The following is a 17,935-nucleotide window of genomic DNA, read 5'->3' on the forward strand; positions in this document are numbered from 1 at the left end:
CTACAACATTCTCACCTATTTTACTTAGAAAAAGGGATAGTGCTGATATGCGGCGCCGGGCCAGGGGGATTAGGATCCATTGGATCCGCCCGGGTCGTAACCATTTTTGTATAAAATGTGTTCTGTCACGGTTCTATTCTTAACATACTGATCCATGAATGCCCATGCCTCCGCATTGGCTGTTTCTGATGCTGTTCCTGTGAACCCGTGGCCCTGCCCAGGGACAGCTTTGAAGTCAACAACAGGAACACCCGCGGCTGTTAGTTGATTGGCAAATGTAACGCTATCTGTATAGGGAATCGTAGAATCCGCGTCCCCGTGCCGGATCCAGAAAGGCGGATCATCCGGAGAGGCATACGTACCGGGCATGGCGAGTCTTGCCTGATCTGGCACCATGAAGGCTTGGTTCCCGCCTAGAAGCGCTGTTACAGAGCTATAATTATTCGCAAAAGCAGTTGTGAAATCAGCAGGCCCAAACCAGTCAGCCACTGCTTGCACTTTATCTGAATATTCATGCCAGCCTCCTAAGCCTTCCAGATCTGGCACATTTACCGTATTTTCATTATCGAGAACCACCTGATCACTCGTTAAGAGATCCCCTGAAGTACCGAGCAGCGAAGCAAGATGGCCTCCCGCCGAAGAGCCCCATACACCGATACGGTCAGGATCAATATGATACTCAGCGGCATGTGCTCGCAAATAGCGAATGGCCAGTTTCACATCCTGAATCTGGGCCGGATAAGGCGCTTCAGGAGTGAGGCGGTAGTCTAGCGAAACGCCGATATATCCTCTCTTGGTCACATATCCGCATATGTTAGCTAGCGCTTGTTTCCTGTCCCCGTGATTCCAGCCTCCACCATGAATATAAACTACGACAGGCAATGGAGCAGCAGGCAAAGTTTCGGGCACTGCAATCGACGTATATAGGGGGCGGTTGCCCGCTGTTCCTATTTCAACATCTTCATACAAAGTAACACCATCTGGTACGGGAAAAGGTACCGGGTCCGTGGATGGTGGAGGTGCGGGTACCGGTGTGACAGCAGGCGGGATCCCCGGAATAGCTTGCCCTGCAATTGATACACTGTCCATGTACATATTCGCCTGCATAGGATCTCCCACTCTGAATCTTATCTTAAGGTTAGCGTTGTTGTTGGCATCCGCTCCTAATGTCCACGTTTTCAGTTTGTTGGATTCGTTGTTTTTTTGCTCAGCAGTGCCTTGGGTTAGCTTGAATTCTTCTAAAGTCGTCCAACTGCTTCCTCCGTTCCCTGACCACTCCACAACCATACTTCCGCTAATATAAGAGGATGCTCTTGTAAAATAGCTCAGCTTAATGTTTCCATATCCAGTCGTATTGAGCGGTAAAGCTAGTGCATCGTTAGAATCAATTTTGACAAAATTGGGTAGCGATGGAGCACTCGTTGACGTTGAAGTTTTGGCGGCGCTTCCCACAGCACCTTCCTGTAACCAAGGGGACGGTATGGATACACTGCCCTCTGAACCGTAATTATCAGGATCATCGAAATTGTCGGAGAAAAATTCGATTTCCGGTCCTACGGGCTGTGGGGTTGAAGGCTCTTCCGGTGTACTGGAAATAGCTGTACCACTAACTACCACATCATCGATATAGATGTTGCCTGTTAGTGCTGAGTCCACGCTGAATCTCACTCTAACATCCGGAAGATTATCAATAGGTGTGTACGTTGCTGCCGTAATGGTGTACATTCTTTGTGCGAAAGAGCCCTGCGCTTTATTAATGGGATCCAAAGCAAACCAATCGGAACCTCCGTTTGCGGAATACTCCACCTTTACGCTACCTGCTGTAACACTTGATTTGTACCAGTAACTCAACTGAATATTTTGGTATCCAACCGTACTAAGACGTAGGCTTAGCGAATCAGTGGCATCTATTTTTATACCATAGGTACCTGAATGCATGCCGCTAGTTGTCGTCTTCACCAAACTTCCATTCAGACCTTCTTGTGACCACTGGGATGGCGAAGTTGTTGGGACTGCAACGCCGTTACCATATTCAAAGCTGTCATAAAAGAGCTGTGTGTCTACCGGGTCAGCCGAAAGCGATTTCATTTCAAATATTGGTGAAACAACGGTCAACAACAGCATGATACATAGAGCTATACGTATCTCAATACTTCGCAGAAAGTACTTCATTTATCTCCCTCGCTTTCCTAGTTATCAGTTCTTCGTTCTCGATAGATTAACGCCATCATTTTTGTTAAATCTTTCCGTAGCTTCTTTGATGACATCATTGCCGCCTTTTTGCTTCCACTCTTCTAAAACTTTCGGATAGTCAGAGATCGGTTCCTTTCCATAAACCATTTTCAAAACATGAGTAAGAATAACAGGCGGAAGCTTATCTCCCGTTGGCGCAAGATCAGGATTCTTCAAATATCCCTTCAGCTGAGGATCGAACTGGATACCGTCACGTCCTTCTTTGGCCAACACTGTATCATACAGTTTCATCAGATCTTGCCCCTCAGGCGTAAGACTCAAAGTTCCTTTGTTATAAGTCGTATCCTGAACTAACCAGAGTAAAATTTGTCTATAAGTCTCCTCATCTACATCCTTAGCGTTCGTTGGCGCTTTATAATTGAGTTTGCCATTCTCTTCCGTGTAATTCTCACCTTTAATACCAAAGGTAAAAAATTTCTCTGCCTCGTCACTAACCATCCAATCGAAAAATTTAATGATACCCGCTGGATCCTTTGCACTTTTATTAATCAAATAAGCTCTAGTCACGTTACCGACAAGCCGCAATCCGCCCTTGCCGTCAGGTCCAGTTGGAGATGAAATCAATTTCATCTTCCCGGTTGCCACGTTTTCTCTCAACTGCTGATCCCATTGAATCAACAAGTTGGCATTCATGTTCCATATCCCTGCTTTTCCGGCTAAAATATCGTTTTTGAACTTGGTCGGATTGATGGTTTCAAACTCTTTATTCATCAAGCCTTCATCCACCATCGTTTTATAGGTTTGAATGGCCTTTTGCATATTTTCTACATTAAAGAACTTAGGAACGATTTGATCACCCTGCTTCATAAAGAAGTTACCGAAAACATCATAAGCCCCGAAGAAAGCATCCGCATACACGAAATCTTCTCGTCCCATATATGGATTCTCAACACCTAGTTTCTTGAACGCACGCATAACGTTGAGGTAATCATCAACCGTTTTGGGCTCTGGCAGGCCTGTTTTTTCTAATAAATCTGTACGGATCCAAGTCGCTCTTCTGGACGGATTCGATAACCACTCTGGTATCGCGTAGATATTCCCTTTGGCGTCCGTTTCTTTTTCCCATGCTTCTTTCGGTATTTTTTTCAAAAGGTTCTTGCCGTGCTTTTCTAATAAATCGTTTAGAGGTAGAAATACACCAGCCTGCACCGACCCTGCCAATTGCGGATTCGTCAAGCCCGAGCTCGCCTGAACAACATCGGGTATATCATGGATGGCGAACATCTGGATCATCTTTTGATCGAATTCTTTGTGAGACATTAAGCGAATGTCCAAATCTGTATTCGTTAGCTCCTCCAGCTTCTTTACCCATTTCTCTTCGTTAATGTTCGGGTGATTTTCCGCATACGAAATATTCCCGGACCGGAAGGATATCGAGAAGGCCGCCTTCCCACCCTCAGGCTTGCCTGCGGTTGCCGTTTCCTGTTTCCCTGCCTGCGAGCATCCTGCTGCGGTTGTGGCAAGCAAAGATGCACTGATTATGGATAAAAGCCACTTCTTTCTCATATCAATCTCCTCCTATTTGGAAATAACGCCATGTTTCACTTGCCGTTCTCGCAGCTTATTTACAGTTGGAAGCATGAAGCCTGCCAACTTCTCCCCCATTCGAATATGGCCATAATCAGAAGGATGAATGAGATCGCTAGTCAACGAAGTAAAGTCATCCACGATCTTGCTCCCGTCCAACAAGTGCAGGAAAGGGTGGCTTCTATTTGCCGTATATTGCGCTAAGATTTCGTTATAGCGTCTTTCAGCCTCGCTGTAATCATGGTTATAATCACTGAAATACGTAGCCCGATTTGGATAAATATAGGTCAGAAATACAGGCTTCTCCGGATGCCGTTCAATGATACGGTCCAGTAAATAAGATGAGCGTTGTTCAAATTCCTCCGTAGAAACTACCGCTCGCATGTTGACACCGATCTCAAGATAGACCATATCCCAGTCATTGCGTTCCGCAATATGATCTGACAACTCTTTTTCGCAAAAGCAGGATCCGCTAAGTCCCAAGTTACATGCATCAATTTCTAGACGTCGGGCAGCTTGCTGTATATAGCCGTTGTAATGGCTTAAAGCTCCTGCCCCTTGCGTTATCGATGAGCCGTAAGCTAGAAGTGTCAACTGAGGCATCTCATGCTTATGAGGAGGCCTCACTTCAAACCCGAACGCATCAATATCATAGAATACAGCGCTAAACCGTTCAAAGAAAATGCGCCATACATTAGAAGAGAACGCCCTATTGTTCAGTTTCTCCGGGATTACTTGAGCAAACCTTTCTGGCTCTTCCAGCTGGATGGTTGTTGCAACCGCCGGCTCTAACTGATGAGAAGAATGGAAAAAGTCGCCTTTGAACACCAGCACTTTACCGCTCGTATCCTGCGAAGCCAGCACCACTTGTACATACTTCGCTTCTGTAACAAATCGAAGCTCGCAGCCGTTCGACTGCACCGCCTTCGTTCTGCCCTTCTCCGTTAAACTGTGACGAACCTGCTTCGGAAACCGGTGTAATCGAAGTCCTGGCAGGTATGGCAGCTGTTCAAGTTCCGTGACATTGTGAAAATAAACACCATTATGCTGCATGTTAGTCACCCCGCCTATCATTTCACTTTGTTTCTGACTCGTATCTAACTCATATATTTATGATATCATCAATGTAAGCGCAGCCAATATGGTTTTCTTTGGTTCGACTTGTGATTTTATGGGGTGGAAATAAAAAAAGCACAAGCTCTTTGGATGAGCCTGCACCTGTGTTTACCTATGAAAAACCATTAGGAGGAATGAATGATGTTGCTTTCTTTAGCTTCGATCAACAATTGTTCCAATCTGGAGCTAAGCGCTGCACTATTTTGCAGACCCGATAAAAATAACATAATATCACGCTGGATGCTTTTTAATTGGTAATTGCTGAGGCCCAATTCCGTAATTAGCCGGAATGTCGGGAATATGTCCCTGTATAAAAAAAATCTAGATGGACGATACCCTGACTCCTCTCCCTCCCACTCCATAGCACGTCGATGAGCGGTAATATTCAACGTTTTGCGGCGAAGCAGTAATTGAATCTCGTAGGAGGTCAGAAAGTCGACCAGCAGCTTTGCTGCCTCTTTGTTAGAAGACCGGCTGTTAACAGCCAGTCCATTAATAATGAGCAGCGTACTCGAATCCTGCAAACCTGGCAATGGGGAAACCTCGAAGGGAATATTAGAATCTCGAAGCTGATTTAAGAAAAAATAGGTTGTCATAATAACTGAAACTTTTTCTTCCAGAAAAAGCGCTTCCGCATCGGCATTGCTTTCCGAAAGAATTCTTGGAAATACATCCAGCAGATCTCTGCATGCTTCTAAACTTTCTATGATTTTGCTTCCATGCAATCGGTAGTTTCCGCTGTCATCGGTTTGAAAGCTCGTTCCACTCTGCAGCATGAAGATCGGCCAGCGGTTACGGGAGGGCAAATAAAAATAAAAGCCAAACCGTTCATTCTTCACAGATAATTGTTGACCATATGTAAAAAGATCACGCCATGCCCAACTGCTATCCGGCAGTGGAACTTGGGACTGCTCGAAATGCTTTTTGTTATAGCACAAAACGACAGGCGAATAATTAAACGGACGAACGAGCGTGTGACCTCCTTGTTGAAACGGTTCCGTCAAAAACGGATACAAATCATCCATTTGCTCGATCGGCTCCAATAAATGGGTACAGTCATTTTCCACGAAATCCTGAAAATTATTATTATTAATCATTACACAATCGAGGAGCTCCGCTTCCATATATTGCTTCAATGACTTGGAGTAGCTGCCCGAAGGCAGTTCTATCGGATGGACAACGATATGCGGATATTGCTTAGCGAACTCTTCCAGCAGCTCTTCCATCTCGACAAGTCCAGCAAATGAATGGACATAACCAAATTTGATAACCGTCTTTTGCTCGGAAGAGGGACTTATTATCCTATTTCCTACCCTGGCAATTTTCTCAATAAATCCTTCCTCTACGAGAACTTTCAGACCGTTGCGAACGGATGCATTGCTGAGCTCGAATCGCTTTTCCAGATCACTTTCGGAAGGCAAGTAGCTGCCGATAGCCGCTTTACCAGACAAGATTTCTTGACGCAGCGTAACAATCATATCTTCCAGCCGAACCCGAAAATGTTTGCGGCTTAATCTCTTTTGCATGCAGCTACCTCACTATCTTACTGTCTAACACTCACTTGTTTAATCATACTTAAATCCTTACGGGTCTACAAGCGATGGACGAATATGTCTCACTCCGATTAACGGCATCTTCCCTAACAACTCACCAAATAAAAAGCCGACCTCCTCATCTGGAGATCGACTCTATAATTATTTACCCAGTAGCTCTAAATGTCTGCCAATATGATAGCGGAGACCTTCTGCGAAGGTGTCTTCTTGCTCAGCCAGCGTTTGGAAGAATTCATCCGCAAATTGTTTGCTGCCATCCGCATTCTTCGCTTGCAGAAGCAAGCCGTACGTGATGTGCAGCAGTTGGCGAGCATTGTTTTCTTCCATATAATCCGGCAGACCAGCATCCGTCACCTCAGCAAGTGGAGCGATAGCCCCGATGTCTGTCGTAACATGGTAATAGGCCGTTGCTTCTGCAAAATGATCAAGCGCATACTGATGCATGCGGCGGTATAGAGATGGATAAACCTTCGCTACGACGCGTACCGCTTCGAGCCAGTTCGTTCCTGCTGTTTTGATATGGAATAGGCCGTTCGTGTACTGTCCGATGAGCGGGAATACGCTGAATTTATCGCTGCCGGAATGGATGCTAAGCTTGTATTCGAAATGCACAGCAATCGCGGCATGGCTAGCTAATTCACGTTCAAACTGAGCGATATCACCGATATAGTCAATTCCTTTCTGGAATTCACCACAGAAGCGCGGAGCCATACTGAAAATTGTAACCCCGCGATCGCGAAGCTCGTTAGCTACCAAGTAGTGTGCTTCTGGAGATGTCGGTGTAGCCGTTTCATCGATAGAGATTTCAAAATCGACAGCGCGATCAAGCGTCGCGATATACTTACGGAAGATAGCTTCCATGAAATTAATCGCTGCGTCGTAGATCAGGACATCTTTCTGTAAAGCTTGACGTGTATAGTTAAGCGTTGCTCCAGGAACATTAGCTGCTGTCTCTAGGTAACGCTTTTCATAATGATTACGCAAGCTAGCTGGCAGCTGTTCATATTTTGCAGCGATTTCAGCTTCGGACATAGATTCAATGGTATTGTCGATATTTTCCGAGCAATCCAGTGTCAGCATCGTAAAACCAAGACGCAGCGCATACTCGATGTCTTCTTCTTTCTTCAAATGATCTCCGTCTGCGCCATACCCATCTTTGTAGCCCTCTTGGAATACAGCATAAGCAGCCGCGTCCAAAACATCCTCATACGTTCGTCCTGTTAGCGCGAGTTCACGAATACTTTGCTGTGCAAGTACAGGGCGAATCTCTTTGCCGCGAATCGTTTGAATATGTCCAGGGCTTGCAATCCCAAGTCGATCCCCTAAACCCATTGTAGCTACTTGTGTACCAAATGCTTGTGGAGCCGTATATGGAAGGAATTGATTAAGTGTTAGACGGTTTTCGTGAGATAACGAAGCCACTTTGCCGCCGTCCACGTTTTCCCCAATGAGTTGGTCGTATAGTTCTCCCTCGCCTGCGGCGATAAGCTTCTTACCTGCCGCTGTTCGCACCATTAGAAGAGAAGTGTTACCTACTTGCGTATAGGATGATACATACACTTTCACATCGGGTGAAGTAAATGTTGTTATATTTCCTGATTTAATAGCTTCGATAAGCTGTTTCATTGTGTAAATCCTCCCTTGTTTTGCAAGCGTTTACTCATTTCTCATAGCTTAATCATATCGCAAGGTACGAAAACTTTCTCATCATCTCTTCTTATTTTTCGTTAAAACTATTCATATTTTTCACAAAAATCATGCTATACTTCAAATAATCATAGAGAACCAAAGGAGTCCTACCTATGTCACGAACTGTCACCTTCGGCAATGAAGAAGAAGGCCCATTTTATATCCAACATATTCATCGTTCTGGTTCCTTCGAGAGGACTCAACACATGCATGACATGTACGAGCTTTACTATTTGTACGAAGGTGAGCGTATGTACTTCATTCGTGATCGTTCATATCTCATTCTTCCTGGAGACCTTGTGCTCATTAATCGGCGTGAGCTTCATGCGACATCAGACTCTGACAACTTAGGACATGCGCGTGTAGTGATTAATTTCGATGACAGCTTTTTAGCGAATACCAAAGAGGATGCTCCATTTCTTCTCGATGCTTTCACGTATGCTACGCCCGTTTTGCGACTGGATTTGCCTACTCGCCGGTTGGTCGAAGACATTCTTGGTAAATTGATTCATGAAGCGAAGGAGCCGCAGCTTGGGCAAACTTTCGCATTGCGGCAATATTTAACTGAGCTTCTGCTATTCACGGCACGTTTCGTCCTTATGCATCCGTCCACATCTCCCGAACACGTTTCCCCTCTGCATCGGAAAATTTCCACCATCGTGAGATTTATCAATATTCATTATCCTGAACCAATCCGTCTGGAAGAGCTGTCTGAGCGATTCGAAATCAGCCCGGCCTATTTAAGCCGGATGTTCAAGGAAATCACTGGATTTTCACTTGTTGAATATGTGAATCTCGTTCGTGTGCAAGAAGCGCAGCGACTGCTGACAACTACGAAACTAAAAGTGATTTTGATCGCTGAGCAGGTAGGCTTCGGTTCACTTGTGCAGTTCGGACGTGTTTTCCGTCAAATGACCAAAACGACACCTCTTCGCTATCGGCAATCGGCGGTTACTTAAGTGTGAAAGCCGTTGACATTGAGCTTGGAACCGAGACACTGGAACCAATCGAAGTCATCCTCAAACAGGTTGCCAATTTCTCGCCTGCACGTTAAAAAAGAAGGGACAAGATGCGAAACTCGCACTTGTCCCTTCTTTCACAATTGCTCACTAATCACTTTTCTAGCTTCTCCGTGCATTGACCTCCGCCAATTTCCTGGAGGGGTACCATGATAATTACGGAAAGCATGCGTAAAGGCGTAAGGATCAGAGTAGCCGAGCATCAACGAAATTTCACTGATCGTATAACTCGATTTAAGCAGCTCCTCTGCTTTGTTCATGCGCAGCTTTTGCAAATAGTGTACAGGGGATATCCCCATCTGCCCAGAAAATAGCTTGGAGAAATATGCCCGATGAACGGACAGATAATCCGCAACATCTCGTACTGAAATTTTCTCCATATAGTGGGTATCCATGTAATCGACGCTTCTGGAAATCCAATTTTCTCTGCCTTGTTTATGCTTGTCGGATTCGTCTAAAGGAATCATAAGACTAAACACCCGATAGATGATGGAACATAACTCAGTATGGCGCTTTAGATCGTACTTCTTAGAAAGGAACAGTTGACGAAGCGTGACTTCCAACTCTTTAGACATCACTCCAAACAGGTAAGGAGACAACTTGCTAAAACCAGCCGAAGCAAATAGATCGGATGCTTGCGCGCCGTCCATGGAAATCCAAATCATCTGCAAAGGTGTTTCACTTGGGGCAAGGCGATAACGGAAAGTACTACCTGGAAACATACTGAACGCATCGCCCTTGGACAGCACGATATTCTCCTTGTCAAAGGTGAACTCAACCTTCCCCTCCATGATAAAATGCATATTGTAATACTCGAGGACAACAGGCCCTGATTGATAATTAGGCTTAGCTATATTTCGTCCGAGACGAAGCGGCCAGACTCCACCTCTTCGGGCAAATTCGTCAGGAATAAATAGCTTCGATTCGAAAAATTCGTTTGCAGTCTCCTGCATCCCTAACACCATCCCATTTGAGAAAGGTTTTTACTCTATTGCATATGAATCAGAACATAGTCGTTATCAATCGAGACTCCGAATTTCTCCACCGTTACATCATACGTTTTCGTGCGCATGGATGAGTCGATGATCATGCAGCCTGTCTGGATGTCAAATTCCCATTGATGCCATGGACAGCGCACGATTTCGCCTTCCCTCTCGAACTGAAAGTCACCGGGCCCCGAGGAGACGACGGCTGCTGTTACCATCCCTTTGCACAGTTCTGCTCCCTGATGCGGGCAAATGTTGCGCAGCGCATGAAATCCCCCATTGATATTGTAAATACCAACACTGCGCCCTTCTACCTCCACAATTTTATGGGTGCCGGGTGGAATATCCCCTACGATTGCTACAATATGCTTCTTCATTAAAGTCCCTCCTTTCTGCGTGGAGGCAGACCGTATAGCTTTGCTGCATTCTGATAATAAATGTTATCCCACAGCTCATTAGCTAGCTTGGGAAGAGCTTGACTCGGTGAATCATAATCCCAATGCGGGTAATCACTGCAAAACATCAACGTCTCTTTGGCATAGATACTCTCAAGCAGATGATCGAATATCTCACGGCTTGGCGTCTCCTCAATCGGCTGTGTGGTAACACGGACATGCTCGCGGAAATACTCACTCGGTTTTTTGCGGACCCACGGTGTTTGTACACGCAGCCCTTTCCACTCTTGGTCAAGCTTCCACAAGTAAGGGGCAAGCCAGAGTACGCCGGACTCCTGTAAGACGACCTTCAACGTGGGAAAACGCTCGAATACCCCTTCGAAGATGAAACTGGCCAAATGTGCGGCCATCACCGCCGGACGCGCACAGCGTGTCTCAATGTAGTGAGTCACATAACCTGCCCCTGTAGGAGGACTATTGATGCCTTCGCCTTCCAATCCGACATGAATAGTGAATGGTAAGTTATGGCGAACGCATGCTGCATAAATCGGATCATAATAGCGATTTCCGTAAGGAAGCGTGGCTCCGTTCGACACGATGACTTGCACCATATCGGATCGTCCTCCGACACGGTCAATTTCTTTAGCCGAAAGATTGGGCTCCTGTTTCGGAATAAACACCGAGCCTCTCAGCCTACTGTCTCGTGAGAGCCAATGGTCAATCGTACAATCATTAATCGCGCTGCAAAGTGCCGCAGCATAATCATAATTGATGGTAGTGTGCACGGCATATCCTTCACCGGTCAAGATGCCGTATTCAATATTGTAGCGATCCAGATGCTGCTTCCGCATCAAATCCAGATCACTGCCAGCAGAGCCCCCTTCTTCTGGGAACGCATCGACCATTCGGCCGCCTAACCCTCCATTAAAATGCATGCCGCTTGGCAGAGCAAGCCCGTATAACTTCACTAACTCCTGATAAGCTCGTGGTAAATACGGCTTTAAGATATCAATTCCCGTACTTTGATGAATGTCGCAATCAATAATCGATCGTTTCAGCTTCGGGCGTTTGTCCGCCGGTAACTTCGTGTCGGTATTTGTAGTCTGCATATGATTACCCCTCCAAAGTTTCACATTGGATAGCCGGATGACGGGATTATTGGTTCTAGCCATCCTTGTTACTTAACTTTAATGTTAAGGATCCGGCGTGGAAACAACAATGCTGTCGTGTCTTCTGTGATTTGCGATTTTGTAACAAATAGGAAAAGGGGAGCGGCAAATTCCCGCTCCCCCTTCCCTATGCCGGTCGTGGAGCATCAGCCCGAGATCACTGTTGGAACACGACGACGGGATCCGTTCCGATGTTCTGAAATTTCTCCTGGTAGGTCCCAGTGTAGGTCATGGCGAACATGTAGGAGCCAGGCAGCAATTCCTTACCGATTTCTCCGCCGCTTGTATGTCCAATCGGTCTCCAGCTCTCTGCATAGTAGGTTGCCGTCCCGTTGTCCAGCGGGTTGCCTTGACTGTCCTTCAACTGCACTTTGGCGTTGACTGTCTGGAAGACGACGGCGGGGTCCGTTTCGATGTTTTGAACCTTCTCCTGGTAGGTCCCCGCATAGGTCATGGCGAACGTGTAAGAGCCAGGCAGCAATTCCTTGCTAATTTTTCCGCCGTTTGTATTTCCGATCGTTCTCCAGCTCCCTGCGTAATAGGTCGCCGCCCCGTTGTCTAGCGGGTTGCCATGACTGTCTTTCAGCTGCACTTTGGTGTTGACCGTCTGGAACGTAACGACGGAGTCCGTTCCGGTGTTTTGCGCCTTCTCCTGGTAGGTCCCAGCATAGGTCATGGCGAACGTATAGCCTTTATCCGGCAGCGACTTGCTTGCCGTTCCGGAAGCATCAGTTACGCCAAAGTCCTTCCATCCGCCGTCATAGTATTTGATTGCTCCGCCGGTGAGCGGATTACCGCTGCTGTCTTTCAGCTGCAAATTGACGGATGTCGCAGCGATCGTAAAGCCAATGCTTTGCGGAGGCTCAGCGTTGCCCGCAAGGTCCGTCGATTTGTATTTCATCGTGTACTGGCCTTTTTTGTTGAACGAGGCCGGGCCCGTATAAAGCTGCCACGTCGTCCCGTTATCGAGGCTGGTTTCGGTTTTGGCCGCTCCCGATAAAGGGTCGGCTGCACTCACCGTCACTGTGACGGGATTTGCGTAGGCTCCATCCGGCCCATCCGGTTGCTCAGGCGACAGTATTGACGTGGATACCGGAGCCGTCGTATCAATCCGAACCGTCGTGCTACGCGCAGCCTCAAGATTGCCCGCCGTATCGGTCGAGCGATAACGAATCGTTTGTACGCCCTCTTGCTCCAAGTGAAACGACTGAACATAGGGGAGCCAACTCGTTCCGTCGTCGAGACTATATTCTGTTTGGGCTACGGCAGTCAATTCGTCCGCAGCGGCAAGCGTAATGAATAGCGGATGCGTGTACCAACCGTTGATAGGCGTCCCATCGATGGAAATCGATGTCACAGGAGGAACTGTATCCGTAACCTGCTGATCAAGAGTGAAACTTGGCCCGTCCGTCGACCAGAATCCAGCTGCATTTCCCGCCTCCACTTTGAATATATACTTGTGGCCCGTTTGAAGATTGCTGACTTCGTATGAGGTTATGTTCCCAGAAACAGTGCCGACGAGTACGCCGTCTTGATAGATACGGTAATTTTGCACGATGAGTTCGTCGTTTGCCCCGCTCCAGGTCAGCGTCATTTTTCCCGCCTGCAGTGCCGATGGCGTCAAGCTGCCGCTCATCCAGCGCTGCGCCGTTGCATTATTCACCATCACGTTATCAAACTTCACTTTTTGTAAATGCGCGTACAGCCCCATTTTTCCGTTTGCAAAGGCTGTATCCGTTGTAGATAAGATCATTGCACCATCTACAAAACCGTATAATGAGCTGCCATTGGCCGCAATCGAAAAACGGTGATATGTTCCTGAGGCAAGAGGAGTTGCAAACGACTTGTTTTTCAATATGGTTTGCACGCCGTTTTGTATCCGGGCGATTTGCAAAAGCTTGTAGGTCGAATTATAGGACAGGTAATAATAATTTTGGCTATCCTTATACCTGGCGATCAACCCCACTTCCGACTTCCAAGCGTCCACTTTCACATCCGCGCTTACGCTGTAGTCCGTCCATCCGCTTTGGCCGGCGACCAGTTTCAGTCCGCCCTTCGTATCGTCACCGTTGTCATACGTATGGTTGGTGCCGCCGTCTGATACGATGCTCCACGTGTGATAGCCATTGATATCTTGCCAGTTGTGGAGGTTGCCATGTTCGAAGTCGTCCTGTAAGAGCGAACTGTATGTCGCTGCGGTAACCGTACCGCCTGAAGCCGACAGTTTGCCCGCCGTATCCACCGCTTTCACCTCATAGGCATAAGTCGTTCTTGGCGACAATGCACTGTCCAAATACGTTAGTGTCTTCGCGTTGACTGTGGCAATTTGCGCATTGTCTCTGTATACCGCATAACTGACGACACCCGTATCGTCCGACGATGGTCCCCACGACAAGTACGTTTGCGAACCGCTGAGCGGAATTGCGGTCAATGCGCTTGGTGTTGTTGGCGCTTCACTGTCTTCTTTTACCTTCACATTGTCGAAACTGACTTTTTGCATGTGCGCATAAAAGCCTATCTTCCCTTTTGCGAAGCTCGTATCCGTTGCGGATACAACAAGTTCGCCGTCCAAAAACGCGAATAGGGAGCTGCCCTGAACTGTAAATGAAACCTGATGATACATCCCAACTGTTGGTGAAGAAGCAAGCGTCTTGTTCGCCAGTACGGTCTGTGTGCCGTTCTGCACGCGGCAAATTTGCAAAATGTTGTATTGCGAATTATAGGAGACATAATAGTAGTTTAGACTGTCCTTGTACCTGGCGATTAGCCCAGCTTCAGATTTCCAAGCGTCTACTTTCACATCCGCGCTCACACTGTAGTCATTCCATTCACTTTGGCCGGCAACAAGCTTCAGTGCGCCCTTCGTGTCATCACTGTTGTAATACGCATGGTTAGCGCCGCCATCCTCTACAATGTTCCAAGTCTTCCAGCCGTTGATATCTTTCCATTCGTTCAAATTCCCAAGCTCGAAATCGTCATTCAGCAGCGCGTTGAACGTTGTGACGCTGATCTCATTACTGGCCGCCGACAAATTGCCCGCCATATCGGCCGCTTTGATCGTATACGTATACGTAGTCCCTCGCGACAAACCGCTGTCTGTATACGTCAGCGACATCGAACCGCTGGAGGCGATTAGCGTACCATTCCGGTATATTTGGTATTGCGTCACGCCCACGTTGTCCGTCGACGGACCCCATGATAAATTCACTTGCGAGCTATTCAAAGATTGGCCGGCGACATTGACTGGCGCCGTTGGTGGCGTAGCATCCATGTCAACCACAACAAAGTTGTCAAAACTCACCTTCTGCAGGTGTGCGAACAGCCCCGTTTTTCCGCTTGTAAAGGCTGTATCGGTTGTGGACAGCTTCTGCACCCCATCCAAGTACCCGATAAGTGAATTCCCTTTCACCTCAAGCTTTAACCGATGATAGTCCGCAGCAGTAGGCGGCGATACAAACCAAACCGTCTTGAGCACCGTCTGCGTGCCGTTAAGCATGCGACAGATTTGCAGTATGCTGTATTGCGAATTATAGGACATATAGTAATAATTTTGCGAGTCCTGGTACCTGGCGATTATGCCTGCTTCTGCTGTCCATGTACCCGCCCGGACATCTGCACTCACGCTATAGTCAGTCCATGCACTTTGTCCGGCAACCAGCTTCAACCCGCCCTTGGTGTTATCATTGTTGGCATACACATGATTGTTTGCGCTTTCATTTATGATGCTCCATGTTCCAAAGCCGTTAACATCCTGCCAACCATGGACGTTGCCCTGTTCATAATCGTCCTCCATCAGAGGCGCATAAACAAGTTCAAAAGCAAATCCTTTATCCGTCGTTAACTGCACCTTGACGCCATCCGCTGCTGCTAATACGGGCAGTTCTTCAAGTCGCTCGCTATTCATGGCAAGCTTGTATGCCTTGAATCCCTCTGCTTCCCTTGTGGTTTTAAGGTTAAATTGGACCGAGTTCATTTTGCCCAAAGTAGGCAACGTACCCATATAATATTTAACTGTTCCATCTGGCTGTGGTACCGTCTGCTCTCCAGTAGCCTTCACATCTGTTGTATAGCTCGCTAAGATTCGATTGCTGTTTGCGAGTGCTTTATCATCTAATGATGCTGCAAAGAAGGTCCCTTTATCGACATCGCCTTTAACAGAGCCTTGATCAAAATTGAAGGTATTGTTATTAAGCACTCCAGCCGCTGCAATTGCTTTAGGGGTGTTAACCAAATAGGTATTTAAGTTTAAGTCAAAAACAAGCTCTCCCGTATCGGAAATCAATTTATTCTGATTCAGATTTGTAAGCATTTTATTCTTTAAAATGGCATCGTCCAAAGAATTAATCAGGACTTCAGCAGCTTGCTTGAACGTCATGGCATCTGTGATGTTGAGCTTATTCTCTAGCGGAATATCGCCGCTCACAATTTGCTGTGCAGTCAATTCTGGTGTGATCTTATAGATCGCAAAGGGCTGTCCAGGCTTGTCAGCAAATACCGTTTGCGTATTAAACAAATGCGGAATATAGGACAAATTGACGATGTTTTCTACAAATTGATTAGCCTGCCCAGTCGTATGTGACCAGGTTGTGTCGCGTACAATCACAAAAGTAGGATTGCTTGGTGTTAGCATGTTGCTGCGGAACAACAGAGTAGCTTCGATTTCTGATAATATGCCTAGGGGATCTCCTGTCATCTTCAGCCAATTATTAGCGTAGGGAACGTTATCTATTAAATCTCGTACATCTACTTCCCCGCCATATTCAAACCTGTTCATCACATCCCAATTCTGATAAGCGGCTGTTGCACTTGCGATAACGCCAATCTCCTCTCTGCCTTTTACGGGAAGCCCGTCATTAAACTCCGTTAATTCAAAAGGCTTCTTATCCTGCTGTCTCAACGACAAGGTTGGATAATAATAGAAGAATGGGCTGTCGGTGTCAAAATCCTTCTTGTAACTGGTTGCTGTCTCCTGTGAAAAAGTGGAACTGAGCCTAGGGTATTTCAGCGGATTATAAACGAAGCCTTTACCGAGGCTATCACTGAATTTTGTTTGCACTAAGGCATGGTACATATGTGTTTCATAGGCATCGGCATGGGTCCGCCAATAGCCTTCCAGGGGAGCGTCTCCCATGTTCATGCCACCGATGGGAGCCTTGACACCCAATTGAATTTTCAAGTAATTTTTCATTTGGTCATAGGCAGTTAATGTTTTCAGCGTCAAGTATTCAGCCAGAGAGTTCTGGACATCTCCCGATACGGACCAATAGGCAGTAGGGAATGCACTTACCGGCATCCGGCCTTTACTAGTTAAAAACAGATTGAAATCGGTTAGCAGCCAATTTTTAAGTTCGGGTTTGAACATCGTGTCATTCAGGTTTAGGTTTGAAAGTATGCTTTCGTTCCACGGACTTACACCAATCAGTACAGGATCGTTTTTCAAAGCCATTTGGGTATAGGGATTGACGTGGCTCAACCACTTATCAACGGCTGATTGCCAAACCTGATAGGCCGAAGGCATCAGCTGAATCAACGTATTTGAGGCTTGATCCCTATTCATGTAAGGCGCTATTTCCGGAATCTGCGACATGTCAAAAAAAGTCATACCATCAATTTTGACATAAATCCCACGCTGCTTCAGTTGAGCAATCAAATATTCCAGTTTATCTAACTTATCTGTATTCAACTCCACATTCATGGAGGTTGGCTTATTGAATATCCCTTGTCCCCAGTCATACATCCAGTCATGTGCATGTAAACGTATGACATTATAACCCATCTTCGCCATCCGGTCCGCAATCACAATAGCTTGTTCCTGAGTGCCAAATAATCCCGAGCTAACGAGGTTTGCTCCGTAGAAACGCACTTTTTTCCCAGGATCATTCTCAAAAAAGTAATCACCGTCTGTGTCGATTTTAATAAAACCATGTTTACCTGCTGGCGCATCATTCATGAAGGACAAATCAAGTGCGCTGTTTGGTGCAACAATCGGACTTGTATCGATGGCATTCCATACTTCATCTGAAGCATGGGCACTTTCCAAATGAAAACAGCCAATAACAAGTGAAAAAACGAAAACAAACACAGTCAAAAGAATTGAATGTTTAACTATTTTTCTTGGTTCATTCATTATATTTTACCTCCTAATTGATGAATACGTGCCGTTCTCACACTCCGCCTGCCCTTCACCACACTTCTATACATGTAATTAAAAACAAAACGCAGCGTCTG

The 17,935-nt window shown here is 46.4% G+C and carries 10 protein-coding genes; 1 reads left to right on the top strand and 9 read right to left on the bottom strand.

Annotated elements, in window-relative coordinates; translation table 11 throughout:
• Positions 1-69: 69 nt before the first annotated feature.
• From GC102_RS17855 to GC102_RS17875, 5 genes are all read right to left on the bottom strand, one after another.
• Complete coding sequence (locus tag GC102_RS17855) at positions 70-2,172, bottom strand: alpha/beta hydrolase (RefSeq protein WP_246320978.1); 2,103 nt, start codon at positions 2,170-2,172, stop codon at positions 70-72.
• 24 nt (positions 2,173-2,196) lie between these two features.
• Positions 2,197-3,759: an extracellular solute-binding protein gene (locus tag GC102_RS17860; RefSeq protein WP_171690743.1), complete on the bottom strand. Its 1,563-nt coding sequence runs from the start codon at positions 3,757-3,759 to the stop codon at positions 2,197-2,199.
• A gap of 12 nt (positions 3,760-3,771) precedes the next feature.
• Positions 3,772-4,833 carry an SGNH/GDSL hydrolase family protein gene (locus tag GC102_RS17865; protein ID WP_171690744.1) on the bottom strand — a complete coding sequence of 354 codons (1,062 nt, stop codon included), beginning with the start codon at positions 4,831-4,833 and terminating at the stop codon, positions 3,772-3,774.
• A gap of 188 nt (positions 4,834-5,021) precedes the next feature.
• Complete coding sequence (locus tag GC102_RS17870) at positions 5,022-6,422, bottom strand: extracellular solute-binding protein (RefSeq protein ID WP_171690745.1); 1,401 nt, start codon at positions 6,420-6,422, stop codon at positions 5,022-5,024.
• Between the two features lie 168 nt (positions 6,423-6,590).
• Entirely contained in the window at positions 6,591-8,075 is a 1,485-nt protein-coding gene (locus GC102_RS17875) for a tagaturonate epimerase family protein (RefSeq protein WP_171690746.1), read from the bottom strand.
• Between the two features lie 176 nt (positions 8,076-8,251).
• On the opposite strand from GC102_RS17875, the gene GC102_RS17880 reads away from it, so the two are divergent.
• Positions 8,252-9,097, top strand: coding sequence for an AraC family transcriptional regulator (locus tag GC102_RS17880; RefSeq protein ID WP_171690747.1), 846 nt, complete (start codon positions 8,252-8,254; stop codon positions 9,095-9,097).
• Positions 9,098-9,234: 137 nt separating this feature from the next.
• Here GC102_RS17880 and GC102_RS17885 read toward each other — a convergent pair whose 3' ends face one another.
• The 4 genes from GC102_RS17885 to GC102_RS17900 all read right to left on the bottom strand — a co-directional run bounded on the left by GC102_RS17885 (position 9,235) and on the right by GC102_RS17900 (position 17,834).
• Positions 9,235-10,110, bottom strand: coding sequence for an AraC family transcriptional regulator (locus tag GC102_RS17885; RefSeq protein ID WP_171690748.1), 876 nt, complete (start codon positions 10,108-10,110; stop codon positions 9,235-9,237).
• Positions 10,111-10,145: 35 nt separating this feature from the next.
• Complete coding sequence (locus GC102_RS17890; protein ID WP_171690749.1) at positions 10,146-10,520, bottom strand: Rieske (2Fe-2S) protein; 375 nt, start codon at positions 10,518-10,520, stop codon at positions 10,146-10,148.
• The gene (locus GC102_RS17895; protein ID WP_171690750.1) at positions 10,520-11,647 is read right to left on the bottom strand and encodes an amidohydrolase family protein; all 1,128 of its coding nucleotides are present in this window, start codon (positions 11,645-11,647) and stop codon (positions 10,520-10,522) included. The genes GC102_RS17890 and GC102_RS17895 overlap by 1 nt, the downstream gene beginning before the upstream one ends.
• Positions 11,648-11,864: 217 nt before the next feature.
• Positions 11,865-17,834, bottom strand: coding sequence for an OmpL47-type beta-barrel domain-containing protein (locus GC102_RS17900; protein ID WP_171690751.1), 5,970 nt, complete (start codon positions 17,832-17,834; stop codon positions 11,865-11,867).
• Positions 17,835-17,935: the final 101 nt, after the last annotated feature.

The sequence above is a fragment of the Paenibacillus germinis genome (assembly GCF_013141785.1).
GTDB lineage: Bacteria > Bacillota > Bacilli > Paenibacillales > NBRC-103111 > Paenibacillus_E > Paenibacillus_E phytorum.